This is a genomic window from Salibacter sp. (assembly GCF_031581065.1).
Lineage (GTDB): Bacteria > Bacteroidota > Bacteroidia > Flavobacteriales_G > Salibacteraceae > Salibacter.
The window spans coordinates 1-16,288 of the sequence record NZ_JAVLBN010000045.1 but is presented as its reverse complement, the minus strand read 5'-3'; the positions used below and the strand labels follow the sequence as shown (position 1 = coordinate 16,288).

The window sequence follows — 16,288 nt, the reverse complement described above, 5'->3', positions numbered from 1 at the left end:
TATCATTTACCTGAGCATTAACAGTATTTACAAGAATTGAAAAAAGTACAATGATTAAAAGACCAATCTTTTTCATAGCGTATGTGTTTAAGGGTTAAAAATCTTTTATAAAGGTATGAAAAAGAAAATAGTAATCAACACTTTAGGGTAATAAGGTGTTTAATAAACATCTTTTAATAGTGCTCTTTCCCTTATCGAGTCTTGAATAACCGCAGGTAAGAGGTTTGTTAAAAAAAGCTTGTTTTTAACATAAAAATAACGTTAATATATACTTTTCTAGTCTGGAAATCAAAAAATAAAGTTGCCAACTTTTTTTACAAAAGCGATTTTAGCTCACTTTGACTGAGCATTATGGAAAATATTACCTTTGCGCTTTCGTATTATGGGGTTAATTAGGATTAAAGACAAGCAGTTTAAGCCTTTCATCACGCATGATGAAATTGAGAAAAGGATTGTTGATGTTGCTTCGAAGATAAACGATGATTATGAGGGTCAAACCCCAATTTTTCTTCCGGTTCTGAATGGAGCATTCATGTTCAGTGCTGATCTCATGAAGCATGTGGAGCTGGATTGTGAGATTCAATTTGTGAAATGCGCATCGTACAAAGGCACTGAATCAACCGGAAAAGTAAAACAGTTGATCGGTGCACCAACTGATATTGAAGGTCAGTCGATTGTCATCATTGAAGATATTGTAGATACAGGCAGGACAATTGATGTACTGGTGAACGAGCTCAAAAAACACAATCCGGCTTCAATAGCAATTTGCAGTCTGCTTTTAAAACCCGATAGTTACAAGCTCGAGCATATGATTGATTATGCCCTTTTTGAAATTCCAAACGACTTCATCATCGGCTACGGTTTAGATTATGATGGAGCCGGCAGGAACCTGAAAGATATTTATAAAATTGTAGCAGATTAAATCTATAGATATGTTGAATTTAGTGTTATTCGGCCCTCCCGGTGCAGGAAAAGGGACTCAGTCAGAAAGAATACGCGACCACTACGGTCTTATCCACTTATCAACCGGTGACATATTCAGAGCCAATATCAAAGGCGAAACTGAACTGGGAAAAGAAGCGAAAAGCTATATCGACAAAGGCGAGTTAGTTCCTGATTCTCTAACTATTAAACTTCTGGAAAGCGAAGTTGACAAGCATCAGGATGCTAATGGTTTCATCTTTGACGGATTCCCGAGAACTGTCCACCAGGCTGAAGCCCTGGATAAATTCCTCGCGAGAAAACAAACTGAAGTAACCAAAATGGTTGCTCTTGAAGTTGAGGAAGAAGAGTTGATCAAGCGCCTTTTAGCGCGCGGAAAAGAAAGCGGAAGAGCTGATGATCAAAATGAAGGAATCATCCGCAACAGAATTGAAGAGTATCAAAAGAAAACGGCTCCGCTCAAAGATTACTACCGCAACCAGGATAAGTTTGAAAGTATTGACGGAGTTGGTGAAATCGATGAAATCACCAATCGCCTGTATCACGCAATTGAAAAGAAGTAAACTGATAAATGAGTAAGAACCGCAAAGAGCAACAATCAAATTTTGTTGATTACGTCAAGATTCACTGTACTTCAGGAAATGGAGGTAGCGGATCTGCTCATTTAAGACGTGAAAAGTTTGTACCAAAAGGCGGCCCTGATGGCGGTGATGGTGGTAGAGGTGGTCATGTAATCGTCAAAGGCAATAAACAGCTTTGGACATTACTACACCTGAAATACCGCAAACACGTAAAAGCCGGCCACGGTGGCGATGGTGGTAAACAGCGTTCAACAGGTGCACAAGGTGATGATTTGATTTTAGAAGTGCCACTCGGAACCGTTGCCCGGGATGCCGAGACCAATGAAATAGCCTTTGAAGTTACCGAACACAACGAAGAGCATGTGCTGCTTTACGGTGGTCGTGGCGGACTGGGAAACACGCATTTCAAGTCATCAACGAATCAAACTCCCCGTTATGCTCAACCCGGAGAAGGTGGGCACGAAAGCTGGAAAATTCTGGAATTAAAGCTCCTTGCTGATGTAGGCCTCGTTGGTTTTCCAAATGCCGGAAAATCTACACTACTCTCGGTTCTGAGTGCTGCCAAACCTGAGATTGCAAATTATCCTTTCACCACGCTCACACCTAATTTAGGTATGATCTCTTACCGTGACGACAGAAGTTTTGTAATGGCCGATATTCCCGGAATCATCGAAGGAGCTGCTGAGGGAAAAGGTTTGGGAATTCGCTTCTTGAGACACATTGAACGAAATGCCGCTCTGCTCTTTATGGTTCCGTGTGATAGTGACGATGTCAAGCACGAATACGAAGTACTCATCGGGGAATTGAAAAAATACAATCCGCAGTTATTGGATAAAAATCGCGTTTTAGCCATCACAAAAGCTGATATGCTGGATGAGGAATTGATAGGTGAGCTCAAGCAAGAGTTGCCAGGTGACATTCCCTATGTTTTCATTTCATCAGTTGCACAAACAGGACTTGCCGAGCTCAAAGACAAACTATGGCAAGCCATAGAAATTCCTGAAGATGCTTGAGTCAATCATTGAAATAGATCAGCGACTTTTTTTGTTTCTCAATAGCTTGCAATCAAACTTTTGGGACGAATTCTTTTGGATCATTACAGAAACCAAAACCTGGATTCCCTTCTATTTTTTTCTTTTCGTGAAAACGTGGCATCACCTCAGCTCAGGATATCAGGTTAAAATGTGGAAGAGTTTAGGTTTGCTGGCTGTAGCTGTAGGGGCAACCATCACACTGGCAGATCAAACAACATCAGGGTTTATGAAGCCATTCTTCGAGCGACTAAGACCTTCTCATGATCCGGTGACAGCTCCATTCACGGAGTTTTACGAATACGCAAAAGGACATGTTTACAAAGGCGGAAAATTCGGTTTCGCATCGAGTCATGCAGCAAATTCGTTTGCTTTATTTGGACTGCTTTCGATCATTTTCAAAAACAAAAGCATCACAATCACCCTGTTGATCTGGGCTTTCTTTGTATCTTATTCCCGCATTTACCTGGGCGTACACTACCCCGGAGATATTTTAGTTGGCGCAATGGTCGGAACCCTATACGGCTTGCTCGTGGGTTTCTTGCTCAATAAATTACACTCAGCATGGATTGGAAAATAGTAGCATTCGTTTTTTTGGGTGGCGGACTGGGATCAGTTTGTAGGTTTGGGGTTTCGGTTCTGACCGTGAAAAACTTTGATCAAAATTTACCGCTGGCTACACTCATTTCTAATTTACTGGCATGCGTGATTTTAGCAATGAGCATTGGTGTTTATAGCCAGCTATCAGGAAGATTTGACTGGATAAAACCTCTTGTAGTAATAGGTTTTTGCGGAGGATTCAGCACCTTTAGCACTTTCGGTTATGAGACTGTTTTGCTGCTAAAGTCGCAACAATACGGAATTGCTATCCTCAATATTTTAGTAAGTGTTTTACTTTGTTGTGCTGCTATTTATGCGCTTCTCAAATTACCGGTCAATTAAAAGTCGTATTTGTAAATCTTATCGATTTCCGTGTCTTTATCCATTTTAGCAACTTCTTTAATCAAGCCGGTTCCCGTGTCAAAAACCCACCCCAAAACGTTCAATGGTTTATCGCGATATTTCCACGCTTTCTGAACGATTGAAGTACGCGCCAGGTTACCGGCCTGCTCCTTTACGTTTAGCTCAACCAGCTTGTCCACTTTTTCATCACCTTCAATGCCTTTGAGGTCATCTTTATGATGGTAGATAACATCTTTGATATTGCGAATCCATTTGTTGAGTAGCCCCATGTTTTGACTTGAGAGAGCTGCTTTTACTCCACCACAACCATAATGACCGCAAACGATTATATTTTCAACTTTCAACTCTTCAACAGCGTATTGCAATACACTGAGGAAATTAAAATCAGTATGCACAACCATATTGGCTATGTTGCGATGAACAAAAATGTCACCGGGGTTTGAGTTGGTAATTTTATTTGCCGGGACTCTGCTGTCACTACATCCTATCCAAAGATGTTTAGGAGTTTGCCCCATAGCCAGCTTTTTGAAGTAATCAGGAGTTTTTGATGTGATTTCTTCAGCCCAGGCTTTGTTTTCCAGTATTAATCTTTCGTGTGATTCCATGCTAATCTTCTAATTTAAGTCCCTCGTATTCAACTGTAATATTTCTATCTACTGCTGAATCTTTGAAGTTATTCAATGCTTCCCTGATGTCACTATCAATAAAGTTAGATTGAGTGGCATCAATAATGAGATGACTATCATCTTTTACTTTTTCAAGCTGATTAAGAATCAGAGCCTTATTAACAAATGTGACATCTTTATTGAACCGAAGCAGGTAATTTCCTTTGTATTCGTTAAAAGTGAATGCCTTTCTAAAATTTGATCTCACGACAAATAGCAGTCCAACCGCTAACCCAATACCAATTCCTATCAAGAGATCTGAAAACATGATAGCAATGATTGTTACGACAAAAGGAATGAACTGATCTTTTCCTTTTTTGTACATTGCTTTTATAACTGATGGTTTAATCAACTTATAGCCAACTACCAGTAGGATTGCAGCAAGGCAGGATAATGGGATTAAGTTTAAAAAATCGGGGATGAAGTAGATGCAAACCAAAAGTAAAACACCATGAATAATAGCGCTCATTTTTGTTTGTCCGCCAGCCGAAATATTGGCTGTACTCCTAACAATTACAGCAGTTACAGGCAACCCACCTATAAAGCCTGAAACAACATTTGCTACTCCCTGTGCTCTCAACTCTCTGTTTGCCGGTGATATTCTTTTTTTAGGATCCAGTTTATCAGCAGCCTCTAAACTGAGAAGCGTTTCAAGGCTCGCTACCATAGCTATTGTAACAGTTATCAGGTATAAATCTGAATTTCCAAATGCCGAGAAATCGGGAAGTGAAAACTGACCGGCAAAGGCCATTAAATCATCAGCCACGGGCAAATCCACGAGATGTGATTTTTCAATTTCCAAACCGGTAAATTGTAACTTAAAAAGTGAGTTTAACCCAATACCAAGTAAAACAACCCAAAGTTCAGCGGGAACATAGGCCAGTAATTTCATCTCACTCAGCTTAGTTGACTTGAGCAGTATTAAAACAAGAAGGCACATCATACTCACAATCAAAGCCCCGGGATGAATAAAATTCATCGCATTAATGATTTCAGAAAAAGTATTTTCATGATCAATCTGAATAAAATTCATGTCCCCTTCCGGATCAGCATCGTAACCAAAAGCATGCGGAATTTGCTTCAAAATCAATATCAACCCGATTGCCGCCAACATGCCTTTAATGACAGAGGTGGGAAAGTAATACCCGATAACCCCGGCTCTGACCACTCCTAAAAGAAACTGAAGCACACCGGCCATTAAAACCGCCAGAAGAAATACTTCAAATGAACCAAGAGTTTCAATTCCGTTAAGCACTATTACTGTGAGTCCGGCAGCCGGACCACTCACTGCAGTGTGTGAGCCACTCAATGCTCCCGCTACAATTCCGCCTACAATACCTGAAATAAGACCTGAAAACAACGGTGCGCCAGATGCTAGTGCAATTCCAAGACAAAGCGGTAATGCAACGAGAAAAACAACAATTGAGGCTGGTAAATCTTTACCGAGGTGTTTAAACATGTAGGGTTTCTTTAAATTTTGTCACTTTGAATGAAACAGTAAATATGCTATAAATTCCTGTAAATTTAAGAAATTCAGAACCGCAGATAACAATACTTAACAAAAAATGACACCTACATTTTAATTGATAGTATTACTATTGCATCTGTTAATTCAATTATCATTTAATGATCCAGATAAAGTTAAATGAAAAGATTTACATCAAGGACCCGGAAACGAGTGAGCTGGGTCGTTTAATCGTTAGCGACTCTATTGCGCTTATCGACAAATGGGGATTGGAAAACTTTACATTCAGGAAGCTTTCCAAAAAAATCAACTCCACTGAAGCATCCATATACCGCTATTTCGAGAATAAATATCAGTTATTAGCCTATCTCAACAGTTGGTACTGGAACTGGATGGAGTACAGAGTAAACTTTTCAGTCAACAACGTTGTTGACCCTTATTCCAAGCTTGAAATTATTATAGAACTTCTTACACAACCAATTGAAAGAGACCCTAACTTTACTCACATTGATGAACAAGCCTTGCATCGCATCATTATAAGTGAAAGTGCCAAAACTTATTTGAGAAAAAATGTAGATATTAACAACAGAGAAGGTTATTTCAAAAGCTACAAATTGTTAACCAAACAATTAGCCGATGTAGTTCGCGAAATAATTCCTGACTATAAATACGCTGAGAGCTTAATCACATTAATAATAGAAGCTACTCACAGTCAGGTTTATTTTGCTGATCATCTTCCTTCTTTGACTAATGTAAAAGATAAAAATTGTTCCTTAGTTGAGTTTTGTAAGAATATCGTTTTTTCGGTTATTAAAATGAATAAATGATTGAAGAAGAATTAGATAAAAAAGCAAAAAAGAAAAAGAACCCTGTTTATGAGTTCTTCAATCTGTTATCCCCAGATAAGAAGGATATCATTTACATGCTCACCTACACCGTTTTTAACGGCCTTGTAAATTTGATTTTACCACTGGGTATTCAAGCGATTATAGGGTTGATCATGGGTGGAGCAGCTCTCTCATCCTCATGGGTTATTTTGGTTATTGTAGTGACTCTTGGGGTTATGTTTAGCGGGAGTATGCAAATCATGCAACTGTTTGTAGCGGAGGTTATTCAACAACGCATTTTTACCCGCGCATCATTCTCATTCTCATGGCGAATACCCAAGTTTAAAACTGAAGGGTTACAGGATCTCTATCCGCCTGAGCTCATGAACCGCTTTTTTGATACTATGACAATTCAAAAAGGCCTGTCAAAGCTCCTCATCGATTTTGCATCTGCAATAATCCAAATCATTTTTGGGCTCTTACTATTAGCAGCTTATCACCCGGTATTCATTGCATTTAGCCTGTTGCTCATCGTCATGCTCTACGTGATTTTCAAGTTTACAGGAGCTAAAGGTCTCAACACCAGCATTAAGGAATCTACTTACAAATACCAACTAGTTTATTGGTTAGAAGAAATGGCAAGAACGATGGATACGTTCAAGATTATTGGAAAATCTAAACTGCCATTTAAACGAACCGATTCGTTAGTGGTCAATTATCTTGGAGCCAGAAAAAAACACTTCAATATACTCGTTTATCAATACGGCAGCATCATCCTGTTTAAAACAATTATCACTGCCGGATTATTGATAGTTGGTTCCCTTCTTGTAATTGAACAGGAAATCAACCTTGGACAATTTGTTGCCGCTGAAATCATCATCTTGATCATTATCACTTCAGTAGAAAAACTTCTTCTCAGCATTGAAACTATTTACGATGTACTTACCGCAACTGACAAACTAGGAGTTGTAACAGATGTTGATATTGAAGACAATCGTGAAGGAAATGATGCCAACGAACTGTTTGGTGATGAAAAAGCAATTTCAGTTATACTCAAGAATATCACTTACAAGGGGCTTCATGGCAGGAAGCTTTTAAAAGACATCGATCTTGAAATAGCCAAAGGAGAACGCGTTTGCGTCACTGGTTACAATGGCTCAGGTAAAGGTATTTTAACCAATTTATTCTCAGGAATGCTCGAAGAATTTGAAGGAGAACTCAGTTACAACGGGTATCCATTTGGCAACTTTCAACTTGAATCATTGAGGAGCAACATAGGCGATGTATTACCCTACGAAGATGTATTTGACGGTACAGTACTTGAAAACATCGTGATGGGCCGTGATATATCTATGAAAACAGTTCGTGAAGTTGTGGCCGCTCTCGGGATGGAGAATTTCATTCAGAACCAAAAGGACGGACTCAACGAACCAATTTTGGCCGAAGGGAAGTATCTTTCAAAAAGTGTATTGAGAAAAATAAAAATTGCAAGAGCCATCGTGTGCGATCCTAAGCTTTTGGTTATGGAAGAATTCATGCACAATCTTCAAAAAAGTGAAAGAGAGCGATTGGCAAATTATTTAACTGATAAAACCCATCCATGGACATTGATTGGCGTTTCAAACGATACCTTATTCGCTTCAAAATGTGATAGAATATTAATCATGAAAGAAGGTCAAATAATAGACCAGGGAACATTCGCTGAAATTAAAACTAAACCGTACTTTGATGAACTCTTTATTCAGTGATAACATGGATGAAATAAGGGATTTAAAATCCCTTGGAACCATTTCCAATATTCGGTTTGGTAGAATATTGGCATACTGGTTAATCGTGCTTTTTGTGGCCTTTGTGATAATTCTATTCCTTCCCTGGACTCAAAATATCAATGCCACTGGTAAAGTCACGTCACTTTCACCCGGTGAACGTCCTCAAACCATTCAATCGACAATTGACGGTAGAATTGAAAAATGGTTTGTAAGAGAAGGCCAGGAGGTTCAAAAAGGGGATACAATTATCCATATCTCTGAAATAAAAGACCAGTATTTTGACCCTCAATTGATCGAAAGAACAAAAAGTCAGGTTCGAAATAAGGAAAGTGCCGTAAGTTCTTACAAAGAAAAAATAGAGGCCCTTGAAAACCAATTAATAACATTTATTGAGGGAAAAGAAATCAAACTCTCTCAAGCTAGAAATAAACTCAAACAAGCTAATCTTAAAGTTACTGCTGATAGCATTGACTACGAAGCTGCAAAAGTAAATTTTGAAATTGCAGAGAACCAGCTAACTCGTCAACAAAACTTATTTGAGCAGGGACTCAAATCAAAAACCCAACTGGAAAAGAGGCAAAATAGCCTTCAAAAAGAACGGGCTAAACTCATTTCAGCACAAAGCAAATTATTATCCAGTCAAAATCAAGTACTAAACGCAGAGATTGAACTCAACTCAATCGAAAACCAATACAACGAAAAAATTGCTAAAACTAAAAGCACACTCGCTGAAGCGAGATATGGACTTTCAGAAACTGAAGGCTCCCTCAACAAATTACGTAATCGACTATCGAATTACGAAAAACGCGTAGGTTACCGGTACGTCACAGCTCCATATAACGGTTACATTGCTGAAACACTTCAGGGAGGTGTTGGACAAAACATTAAACAGGGACAGGGAATCGTGAGGTTTGTGAAAAAGAATGCCAAGCTTGCTGCTACACTTTATATTGATCCGGTTGATTTTCCACTTGTGCATGAAGGAAATAATGTTAGACTACAGTTTGATGGCTGGCCGGCATTTGTTTTCTCAGGATGGCCCAATTTATCAATAGGAACCTACCCTGCTGAAGTGGTTGGTCTCGACAACGTGAGCAGCAACAACAATAAATTTAGAATTCTCGTTGCTCCACCAGAGGATGTAGATTGGCCGGAGCTTATTAGAATGGGTGGAGGTGTAAGAGGATTTATTTTACTTGGTGAAGTTCCTGTTTGGTATGAGCTATGGCGTCAATTCAACGGTTTCCCTCCTAATTTTTACGAGTCAATCGATGAAAACGCTCCAAACTCAAACGCCAACAAAACCAAGATCAAAGTTGAACCAAAGCACGTAATCAAGTAATGAACAAGGTTGCGATAATTTTGATGCTACTTTGTGTCTTTGGATCATCTCTGGTTAACGCACAGGATGAAGAAGGCCAGGTGCTCACCTTTGACCAATACATGATGTGGGTGAAAAATGAGCATCCTCTTGCCAAAAACGCCAGGCTACTTGTCGATCAGGCTGAAGGAAACCTGAAGTCTGCAAGGGGTGGATTCGATCCGCAACTCTACGGTGGTGTCAATCAAAAAAGATTTGCCGGATCTGAATATTACCACATCTCAGAATACGGACTAAAAGTTCCAACATGGTTCGGAATAGAGGGAAAAGTAGCTTACGAATACAACCGCGGAACTTACCTAAATCCTGAAAACAATGTCCCCGAAAACGGATTACTGGTTGCCGGTGTAAAAGTTCCTGTAGGTAAGCGCCTTTTCATCGATCAGCGGAGAGCGCAACTCAGGAAAGCACAGGCAATGACAAATTTGTCACAGGCCGAGCGAATCCTCGAGCTCAACAGCTTATTGCAGGATGCGGCATCAGCATATTGGAAATGGTCACAGGCTAACGCGCTATTGAATATCGATCAGAACGCGCTCGATCTCGCCCAGGAGCGTTTTGAAGGAATCGTGCAGAGCTATTTGGGCGGTGACTTACCGGCAATAGACACTACCGAGTCATTCTTAACTGTACAGCAACAACGAATCAACGTGATCGATGCCAGGCAATTAGTTGTTGAAGCAAAGATGGAACTGGAAACATTTCTTTGGAAAGATGAAGTTCCGCTCGAATTAGAAGCTGACATGCGGCCCCAGGATCTGACCGATGTTGTAAAAACAAAAGAAACAGTTAACGACAGCGCTCAATCATGGCTCAACAACATTTACAGCCTCCACCCTAAACTCAGGATGAATCGTGCTAAGATTCAGCAGGCTCAAATAGACAGAAGGCTTAAACTGGAAAAACTCAAGCCTCAACTCGATCTCTCTTACAATTACCTGAGTGGTTATGATAACTACGAAAATGCTGAGTTGCAACGAGCTTACCTCAACAATAACTACAAATTTGGTATCGATTTTAAAATGCCCCTTTTCCTGAGAGACGGACGCGGTGAAGTTGCTGCTGCAAACGCAAAACTCGACATGGCAAATTTTGAAATGTCGAGCGAAATGTTAAATGTGAAAAACAAGCTCAACGCTGCTATCAATAAGCTCATCAACCTCAACGAACAGCTCAACATTCAAACCGAGGCGGTAAAAAACTACGAGAAATTACTCCGGGCTGAAGAAATTAAATTCGATAATGGTGAAAGCTCTGTCTTTCTCATAAACTCACGTCAAATGAAGCTCGTCTCAGCACAGGAAAAACTCACAGACTTGCAACGAAAACACAAAATAGCTCAAACCAAAGTCATGGAATTGAGCGGTGTATTATTCAGGCAGTTTTAACGCTCAGAGCCTAAACCTCTCATCAACTGTAAATCTTCTCGATCAGGTGACTGTATTTGTCGTGAACAACTCTGCGTTTGAGTTTTAGTGTTGGTGTGAGTTCGCCTCCGTCAATCGTCCATTCTGTAGCGCAGAGTTCCATTTTCTTTGGTTGTTCCCAACGCCCGAGGTGATCGGTGCAATTTGTCACTTCTTCCCAAATACGATCAATCACCTTTTGGTTCTGAATGATTTCTTCTTTTTCAGAACCGCAGTTTACATTGTGCTTTTTACACCAAAACTCAACATTTTCAAAGTTAGGAACCACAATCACGGCAGGATGTTTTTGACCTTCACCAACGATGATAGCATTTTCAATAAAACGCGAAGATTTTAGCATATTCTCAATGGGCTGTGGAGCCACGTACTTCCCGCCAGATGTCTTGAACATTTCTTTTTTGCGATCTGTGATTTTAAGGAAATCGTGTTTTGGGCCGGTAAACTCACCAATATCTCCGGTATGAAACCATTCCTTATCTGTCATGACATCATCAGTACGTTCCGGATCTTTGTAATAGCCCATCATCACGTTAGGACCTTTACATAGGATTTCACCGTCATCTGCGATTTTAACTTCAACCTTTTCGAGCACTCTCCCCACAGTTCCTATCATGAAACCTCTGTTGTCCATTTCATTCACAGCAATTACCGGAGAAGTTTCAGTGAGTCCGTACCCCTCCATAACCGGTATTCCGGCTGCGTTAAATACTCTGGCCAATCGTGGCTGTAATGCAGCACTTCCCGATGCTACAGCCTGGGCATTTCCTCCAACAGCTTCGCGCCATTTGCTAAAGATCAGCTTATCGGCAATACTGTGTTTGAATTTGTACCAGCCAGAGGTATTCCCGTAAGGCTCCCATTTTTCAGCTACCGAAACAGCCCAAAAGAAAAGCGCTTTTTTTATTCCGCTGAGGCTCGCTCCTTTCTCGATAATCTTATCGTACACTTTTTCCAATAATCGAGGAACTGCCGTAAAAACCTGAGGTTTCACTTCTCGCAGGTTATCACTAATAGTATCGAGTGATTCGGCAAAGTAAATGCTAACACCTGAAAGCATGTACAAATAGAGCAACATTCGTTCGTAAATGTGGCAAACCGGCAAGAACGATAAACTGCGCGAGTTAGGCGAAACCGGCAATCTTTTCTTGCTGCCAATCGCATTTGACAAAATGTTCCAGTGACTCAACATCACCCCTTTTGGCAATCCTGTAGTGCCCGATGTATAAATGATAGAAGCTAAATCTTCAGACTTAACTTTGCTTTTAATCTCATCAACTTTTTCCTGGTATTGGTCAGATCCGGCATCCAGGATTTTCGTCCAGTGATCAGCTCCCCGGATTTGGTCAAAAGTGTAAACCGCTTTGAGTGTTTCCACTTCATTTTCTATCGACCTTACTTTCCCCAGCAGTTCTTCATCAGAAACGATGCAGAGTTTGATCTCAGCATGGTTGAAAATATACTTGTAATCTTCTTCTGAAATAGTTGGGTAAATTGGAACATCTACTGCTCCAACCTGTAGAATACCCAAATCTGCAACACACCATTCCGGTCTGTTATTCGAAATAAGGGCAATTTTATCGCCCGGCTGAATCCCCATCGCGAGCAAGCCTCTACTGAATGCATTTACATGTTCAATTACTTCCTCTGTACTCCACTTTTTCCAGTCACCATTCTCTTTTGATGACAAACAAGAAGGTTGTGGAAATTGATCCTTTTGGTAGTAGATAACATCAAATAGCCTCTTCAATTCAGCCGACATACTTTTTTGTTTTAACTTGTTGCTCCACTAAAATACTAATTTTGATAACCTGATTGATATAGCAGATTAACATTATTTTCTCATGGTCGTAGAAACAGCCTTTTCCAAAGATCTCAAACTCCGTTTTCCATTAATTGTAGCACCTATGTTTTTGGTTTCAAATGCTCAAATGATAAAGGCAGCTATCGACAATGAGGTGATGGGCGTTTTTCCCACACTCAACTTTAGGAATGACGGAGAGCTGGAAAAGGTTCTGACCGAAATAAAAGATTACGACCAACAAAATGGCGGAAAAGGCCATTACGGAGTCAACCTCATTGTGCAAAAATCGAATCCGCTTTACGAGAAACACCTCAAAATATGTATTGAACAAAAAGTTCCGTTTTATATCACAAGCCTTGGAAACCCGACAGAAGTTATTGAAGCTGCTCACCAATATGGCGGAAAAGTTTTTTGCGATGTCACAAACCTGAAACACGCACAAAAAGTAGCTGATGCCGGGGCAGACGGCTTTATAGCTGTCACCCAGGGAGCTGGTGGCCACGCTGGCCCCAACCCGATGAACATTTTGATTCCGGCTCTGAAAAAACGTTTTCCAAATATTCCGGTGATTGCTGCTGGCGGAATTGCCCACGGCAACGCGATCACCTCTTCTTTAGCTCTTGGGGCTGAAGGTGTTTCAGTAGGCACCCGCTTTATAGCTTCTAACGAGGCAACTGTTAATGATGCATACAAAAATGCGATAGTTGATGCAGGAATGGATGATATCGTGATGACAACAAAGCTTTCTGGAACTCCTAGCTCTGTGATCAATACTGATGAAGCTAAAAAAATAGGTCTCAAACAAAACTTCCTCGAGCGTTGGCTCTCCAAAAACAAAACCACCAAAAAATACTTCAAGATGTGGGTACAGTACCTGGGCATGAAAAAGCTCGAAAAATCTGTAGCTGCCAACAACTACAAACGAATTTGGTCTGCAGGAAAGAGCGTGCACATGATTGAAGATATTTCACCCATGAGCAAAATCATTGAGCGTCTTGAAGGTGAAACAATCAAGTCTATTCAGGAAACCACCAGTTTACTAAAAGAGCAATAATCACTTTTCCTTTTGCGCGGCAAAAACCTGCACGCAATTGAAACGGTATTTTTCGTGTGGTTCAATTGAAGCTCCCATGAAATAAAAATCATTGGCGAGCAAATTCTTCCTGTGATCGAGAGACGGAATTCCCTCATCAATAAGGAGATCTATCACAATCCACGAAGCCTGATCATAGCCATATTGGCAATTTTCACCGTAACCGTAATACTCTTCCATTATTGGCTGCATTCTCTTGCTGAAAGACTTTCCATTTGCCCCGTCATGACCGATTTCCCCTGCTTCACCCATATCCACAGCGTGTTCCTGGGCGATATCATAAAGAAGCTTTTGAGGTTTCAACACATGAACGGCCTCCATTTTTTTCAGATCTCTGATCAAAGAGCGATAATTCCCCGATTTTTCAAATGGTTGTGCACTTTCCACAAAAGCAGGTAAATAATCATCTGCGAATTTTTGGGGATACAAACGAGCCAAATTGGTAATCGTGAAAACCTGCTTTTCTTCATCTGTGAGGTAATCTGCTGATGTTGCTATTGCAGCTTGAGCAATTTCCTGATCAGTAAAAAACTCGTTGAGCCGGATTTGACCTATACTGTTCAAACCCAGCAAAACAATCACTATTAAACTACTTAGTGTTTTCATAAACTTTCTTTCCTCCTAAATACGTGTAAACTACTTCAACATCTTCAAATGCCTTTTGCGGAGCGGTCATAATATTCTTGTTCAGAACCACAAAATCTGCCAGCTTCCCTTTCTCCAGCGAACCTTTGTAGCTCTCCTCAAAGTTTGAAAGAGCCGGCCAAATCGTCATTCCGCGCAGCGCCTCTTCTCTCGTTAAACTCTCCTCTGGTTGAAAAGGTTCACGGTCAGAGCCGAGCTCAGTCCTGAAAACAGCGCTGTAGAATGTCTTCAATGGATCGATGCCCTCTACCGGGAAATCGGTTCCCAGGTTGATAATTCTGTTTTGATCGAGTAGTGTGCTGTAGATGTAAGCGTCTTTCACTCTATCACCGAGTCGCTCAGGAGCCCACGGACCATCAGAAGTTGCATGCGTTGGCTGAACACTTGGAATAATTGTGTATTCCTGAAATTTTGAAACATCAGCTTCGTTCACGATTTGCGCGTGCTCAATTTTCCAGCGTTTGTCATTGGTTCCTTTTAAGACTTCACCGTAAATGTCAAGAATCAATCTGTTTGCTGAATCGCCAATGCAATGAGTGTTGAGCTGGAAGTCATATTCATTTGCTTTTTGAGCTATTTCTTTGAAATATTCCTCGTCATTGAGAATCAATCCATAATTATCCTGATCATCAGAATACGGTTTCAAAAGAGCTGCGCCTCTACTCCCGAGCGCACCATCAGCGTACATTTTGATGCTTCTTAGCGTAAAACTTTTATCCTGGATAAATCCACTTTTAAGAACACTGTCCAACTTTGGATCAGTTGAAGAAATCATTGCGTACAATCTCAACAACAGTGCCGAATCCTGCTGCATTTTGCGCATAACCTCAATGTCTCGAATTGGCAATCCGGCATCAGAAAGTGACGTTAAACCAACGGCAAAACAATTTTGTTGAGCTTCGAGAATTGCGCTACGGAGCTGTGAACTTTCGGGCTCTGGCTCTGATCGTGAAATTAATGAAACGGCATTATCAATGAGTAGCCCCGTAGGCTTACCGTTATCATCGAGTTTGATTTCTCCGCCTTTCACATTTTCAGATACAGAAACACCGGCAGCTTCAAAAGCAGCCTGATTGGCAATTGCAGCATGCCCGTCAATTCGCTGGAGCAAAACCGGCTTATTGGGAAACAATTCGTTGAGCTCAGCATTAGTAGGAAAGTCATTATTCTCCCAGTCGTTTTGATCCCAGCCTCTACCTGTTATCCATTTCGTGTCATTTTTTTGAGCAAACGCTTTCGTTTTTTTGAGACATTCATCCCAACTATTTGTGCCGGTAAGGTCAACTTTTAATAAGCTTTTTGCATAGCCGTAAAAATGACAATGTCCATCAGTAAAGCCCGGGTAAATGAACTTTCTGCGCAAGTCAACAGTATTCTTAGACTGAAAGTGATTCATGATTTCGCGCTCTGCCCCGATGGCAATGATTGAATCATTCCGAATAGCCATCGCCTCAGCTTTTTCATTCGTTTCATTGACCGTATAAATTGTTCCGTTGTGAACGATGAGGTCAACTTTTTCTTTTCGCAATCCTGAACAGGAAGTAATAAACCCAAGCGCAAGTGATACAAGAACTATGTTTCTCATTTAATTTTATTTTATCTATCGCAAATTAAGGACTTCATTTAGAAATGCATCCAATAGTTTTCGAGATCATAGCTCGATCTTTTAATGAAAACAATAATTCTGCTACTTTCTGA

General features: G+C 40.5%; 15 protein-coding genes. 10 read left to right on the top strand and 5 right to left on the bottom strand.

What is annotated here, in order from left to right:
• The first annotated feature begins 382 nt into the window (after positions 1–382).
• Genes hpt through crcB form a run of 5 tightly spaced genes read left to right on the top strand, consistent with a single transcriptional unit; the run spans position 383 to position 3,496 of the window.
• Positions 383–922, top strand: a complete 540-nt coding sequence (gene hpt, locus RI557_RS09680) for a hypoxanthine phosphoribosyltransferase (protein ID WP_310683498.1) — start codon at positions 383–385, stop codon at positions 920–922.
• A gap of 10 nt (positions 923–932) precedes the next feature.
• On the top strand, positions 933–1,505 hold the full coding sequence (locus RI557_RS09675) for an adenylate kinase (RefSeq protein ID WP_310668764.1): 573 nt from the start codon (positions 933–935) through the stop codon (positions 1,503–1,505).
• 8 nt (positions 1,506–1,513) lie between these two features.
• Complete coding sequence (obgE, locus tag RI557_RS09670; protein WP_310668763.1) at positions 1,514–2,536, top strand: GTPase ObgE; 1,023 nt, start codon at positions 1,514–1,516, stop codon at positions 2,534–2,536.
• Positions 2,529–3,134 carry a phosphatase PAP2 family protein gene (locus RI557_RS09665; protein ID WP_310668762.1) on the top strand — a complete coding sequence of 202 codons (606 nt, stop codon included), beginning with the start codon at positions 2,529–2,531 and terminating at the stop codon, positions 3,132–3,134. Before obgE ends, RI557_RS09665 begins: the two co-directional genes overlap by 8 nt.
• Positions 3,119–3,496, top strand: a complete 378-nt coding sequence (crcB, locus tag RI557_RS09660; RefSeq protein ID WP_310668761.1) for a fluoride efflux transporter CrcB — start codon at positions 3,119–3,121, stop codon at positions 3,494–3,496. The genes RI557_RS09665 and crcB overlap by 16 nt, the downstream gene beginning before the upstream one ends.
• On the opposite strand, the gene RI557_RS09655 is transcribed toward crcB, so the two are convergent.
• On the bottom strand, positions 3,493–4,122 hold the full coding sequence (locus tag RI557_RS09655) for a carbonic anhydrase (RefSeq protein ID WP_310668760.1): 630 nt from the start codon (positions 4,120–4,122) through the stop codon (positions 3,493–3,495). The two genes, crcB and RI557_RS09655, sit on opposite strands and share 4 nt — an antisense overlap.
• A 1-nt stretch (position 4,123) precedes the next feature.
• The gene (locus RI557_RS09650; RefSeq protein WP_310668759.1) at positions 4,124–5,641 is read right to left on the bottom strand and encodes a SulP family inorganic anion transporter; all 1,518 of its coding nucleotides are present in this window, start codon (positions 5,639–5,641) and stop codon (positions 4,124–4,126) included.
• A gap of 167 nt (positions 5,642–5,808) precedes the next feature.
• On the opposite strand from RI557_RS09650, the gene RI557_RS09645 reads away from it, so the two are divergent.
• The 4 genes from RI557_RS09645 to RI557_RS09630 are packed head-to-tail and all read left to right on the top strand — an operon-like array spanning position 5,809 to position 11,012.
• The gene (locus RI557_RS09645; RefSeq protein WP_310668758.1) at positions 5,809–6,474 is read left to right on the top strand and encodes a TetR/AcrR family transcriptional regulator; all 666 of its coding nucleotides are present in this window, start codon (positions 5,809–5,811) and stop codon (positions 6,472–6,474) included.
• Positions 6,471–8,222, top strand: a complete 1,752-nt coding sequence (locus tag RI557_RS09640) for an ATP-binding cassette domain-containing protein (RefSeq protein ID WP_310668757.1) — start codon at positions 6,471–6,473, stop codon at positions 8,220–8,222. Before RI557_RS09645 ends, RI557_RS09640 begins: the two co-directional genes overlap by 4 nt.
• Positions 8,203–9,585 carry a biotin/lipoyl-binding protein gene (locus RI557_RS09635; protein WP_310668756.1) on the top strand — a complete coding sequence of 461 codons (1,383 nt, stop codon included), beginning with the start codon at positions 8,203–8,205 and terminating at the stop codon, positions 9,583–9,585. Before RI557_RS09640 ends, RI557_RS09635 begins: the two co-directional genes overlap by 20 nt.
• A complete protein-coding gene (locus RI557_RS09630; RefSeq protein WP_310683496.1) occupies positions 9,585–11,012 on the top strand; it encodes a TolC family protein in 1,428 nt (475 codons plus the stop codon). The genes RI557_RS09635 and RI557_RS09630 overlap by 1 nt, the downstream gene beginning before the upstream one ends.
• 22 nt (positions 11,013–11,034) lie before the next feature.
• Here RI557_RS09630 and RI557_RS09625 read toward each other — a convergent pair whose 3' ends face one another.
• Entirely contained in the window at positions 11,035–12,810 is a 1,776-nt protein-coding gene (locus RI557_RS09625; protein ID WP_310668754.1) for a long-chain fatty acid--CoA ligase, read from the bottom strand.
• Between the two features lie 82 nt (positions 12,811–12,892).
• Between RI557_RS09625 and RI557_RS09620 the strand changes: the two genes are divergently transcribed.
• Positions 12,893–13,906, top strand: a complete 1,014-nt coding sequence (locus RI557_RS09620; RefSeq protein ID WP_310683494.1) for a nitronate monooxygenase — start codon at positions 12,893–12,895, stop codon at positions 13,904–13,906.
• Here RI557_RS09620 and RI557_RS09615 read toward each other — a convergent pair whose 3' ends face one another.
• Positions 13,907–14,551, bottom strand: coding sequence for a CAP domain-containing protein (locus RI557_RS09615; RefSeq protein ID WP_310668752.1), 645 nt, complete (start codon positions 14,549–14,551; stop codon positions 13,907–13,909).
• On the bottom strand, positions 14,535–16,175 hold the full coding sequence (locus tag RI557_RS09610; RefSeq protein ID WP_310683492.1) for an amidohydrolase: 1,641 nt from the start codon (positions 16,173–16,175) through the stop codon (positions 14,535–14,537). The genes RI557_RS09615 and RI557_RS09610 overlap by 17 nt, the downstream gene beginning before the upstream one ends.
• Between the last annotated feature and the right edge of the window lie 113 nt (positions 16,176–16,288).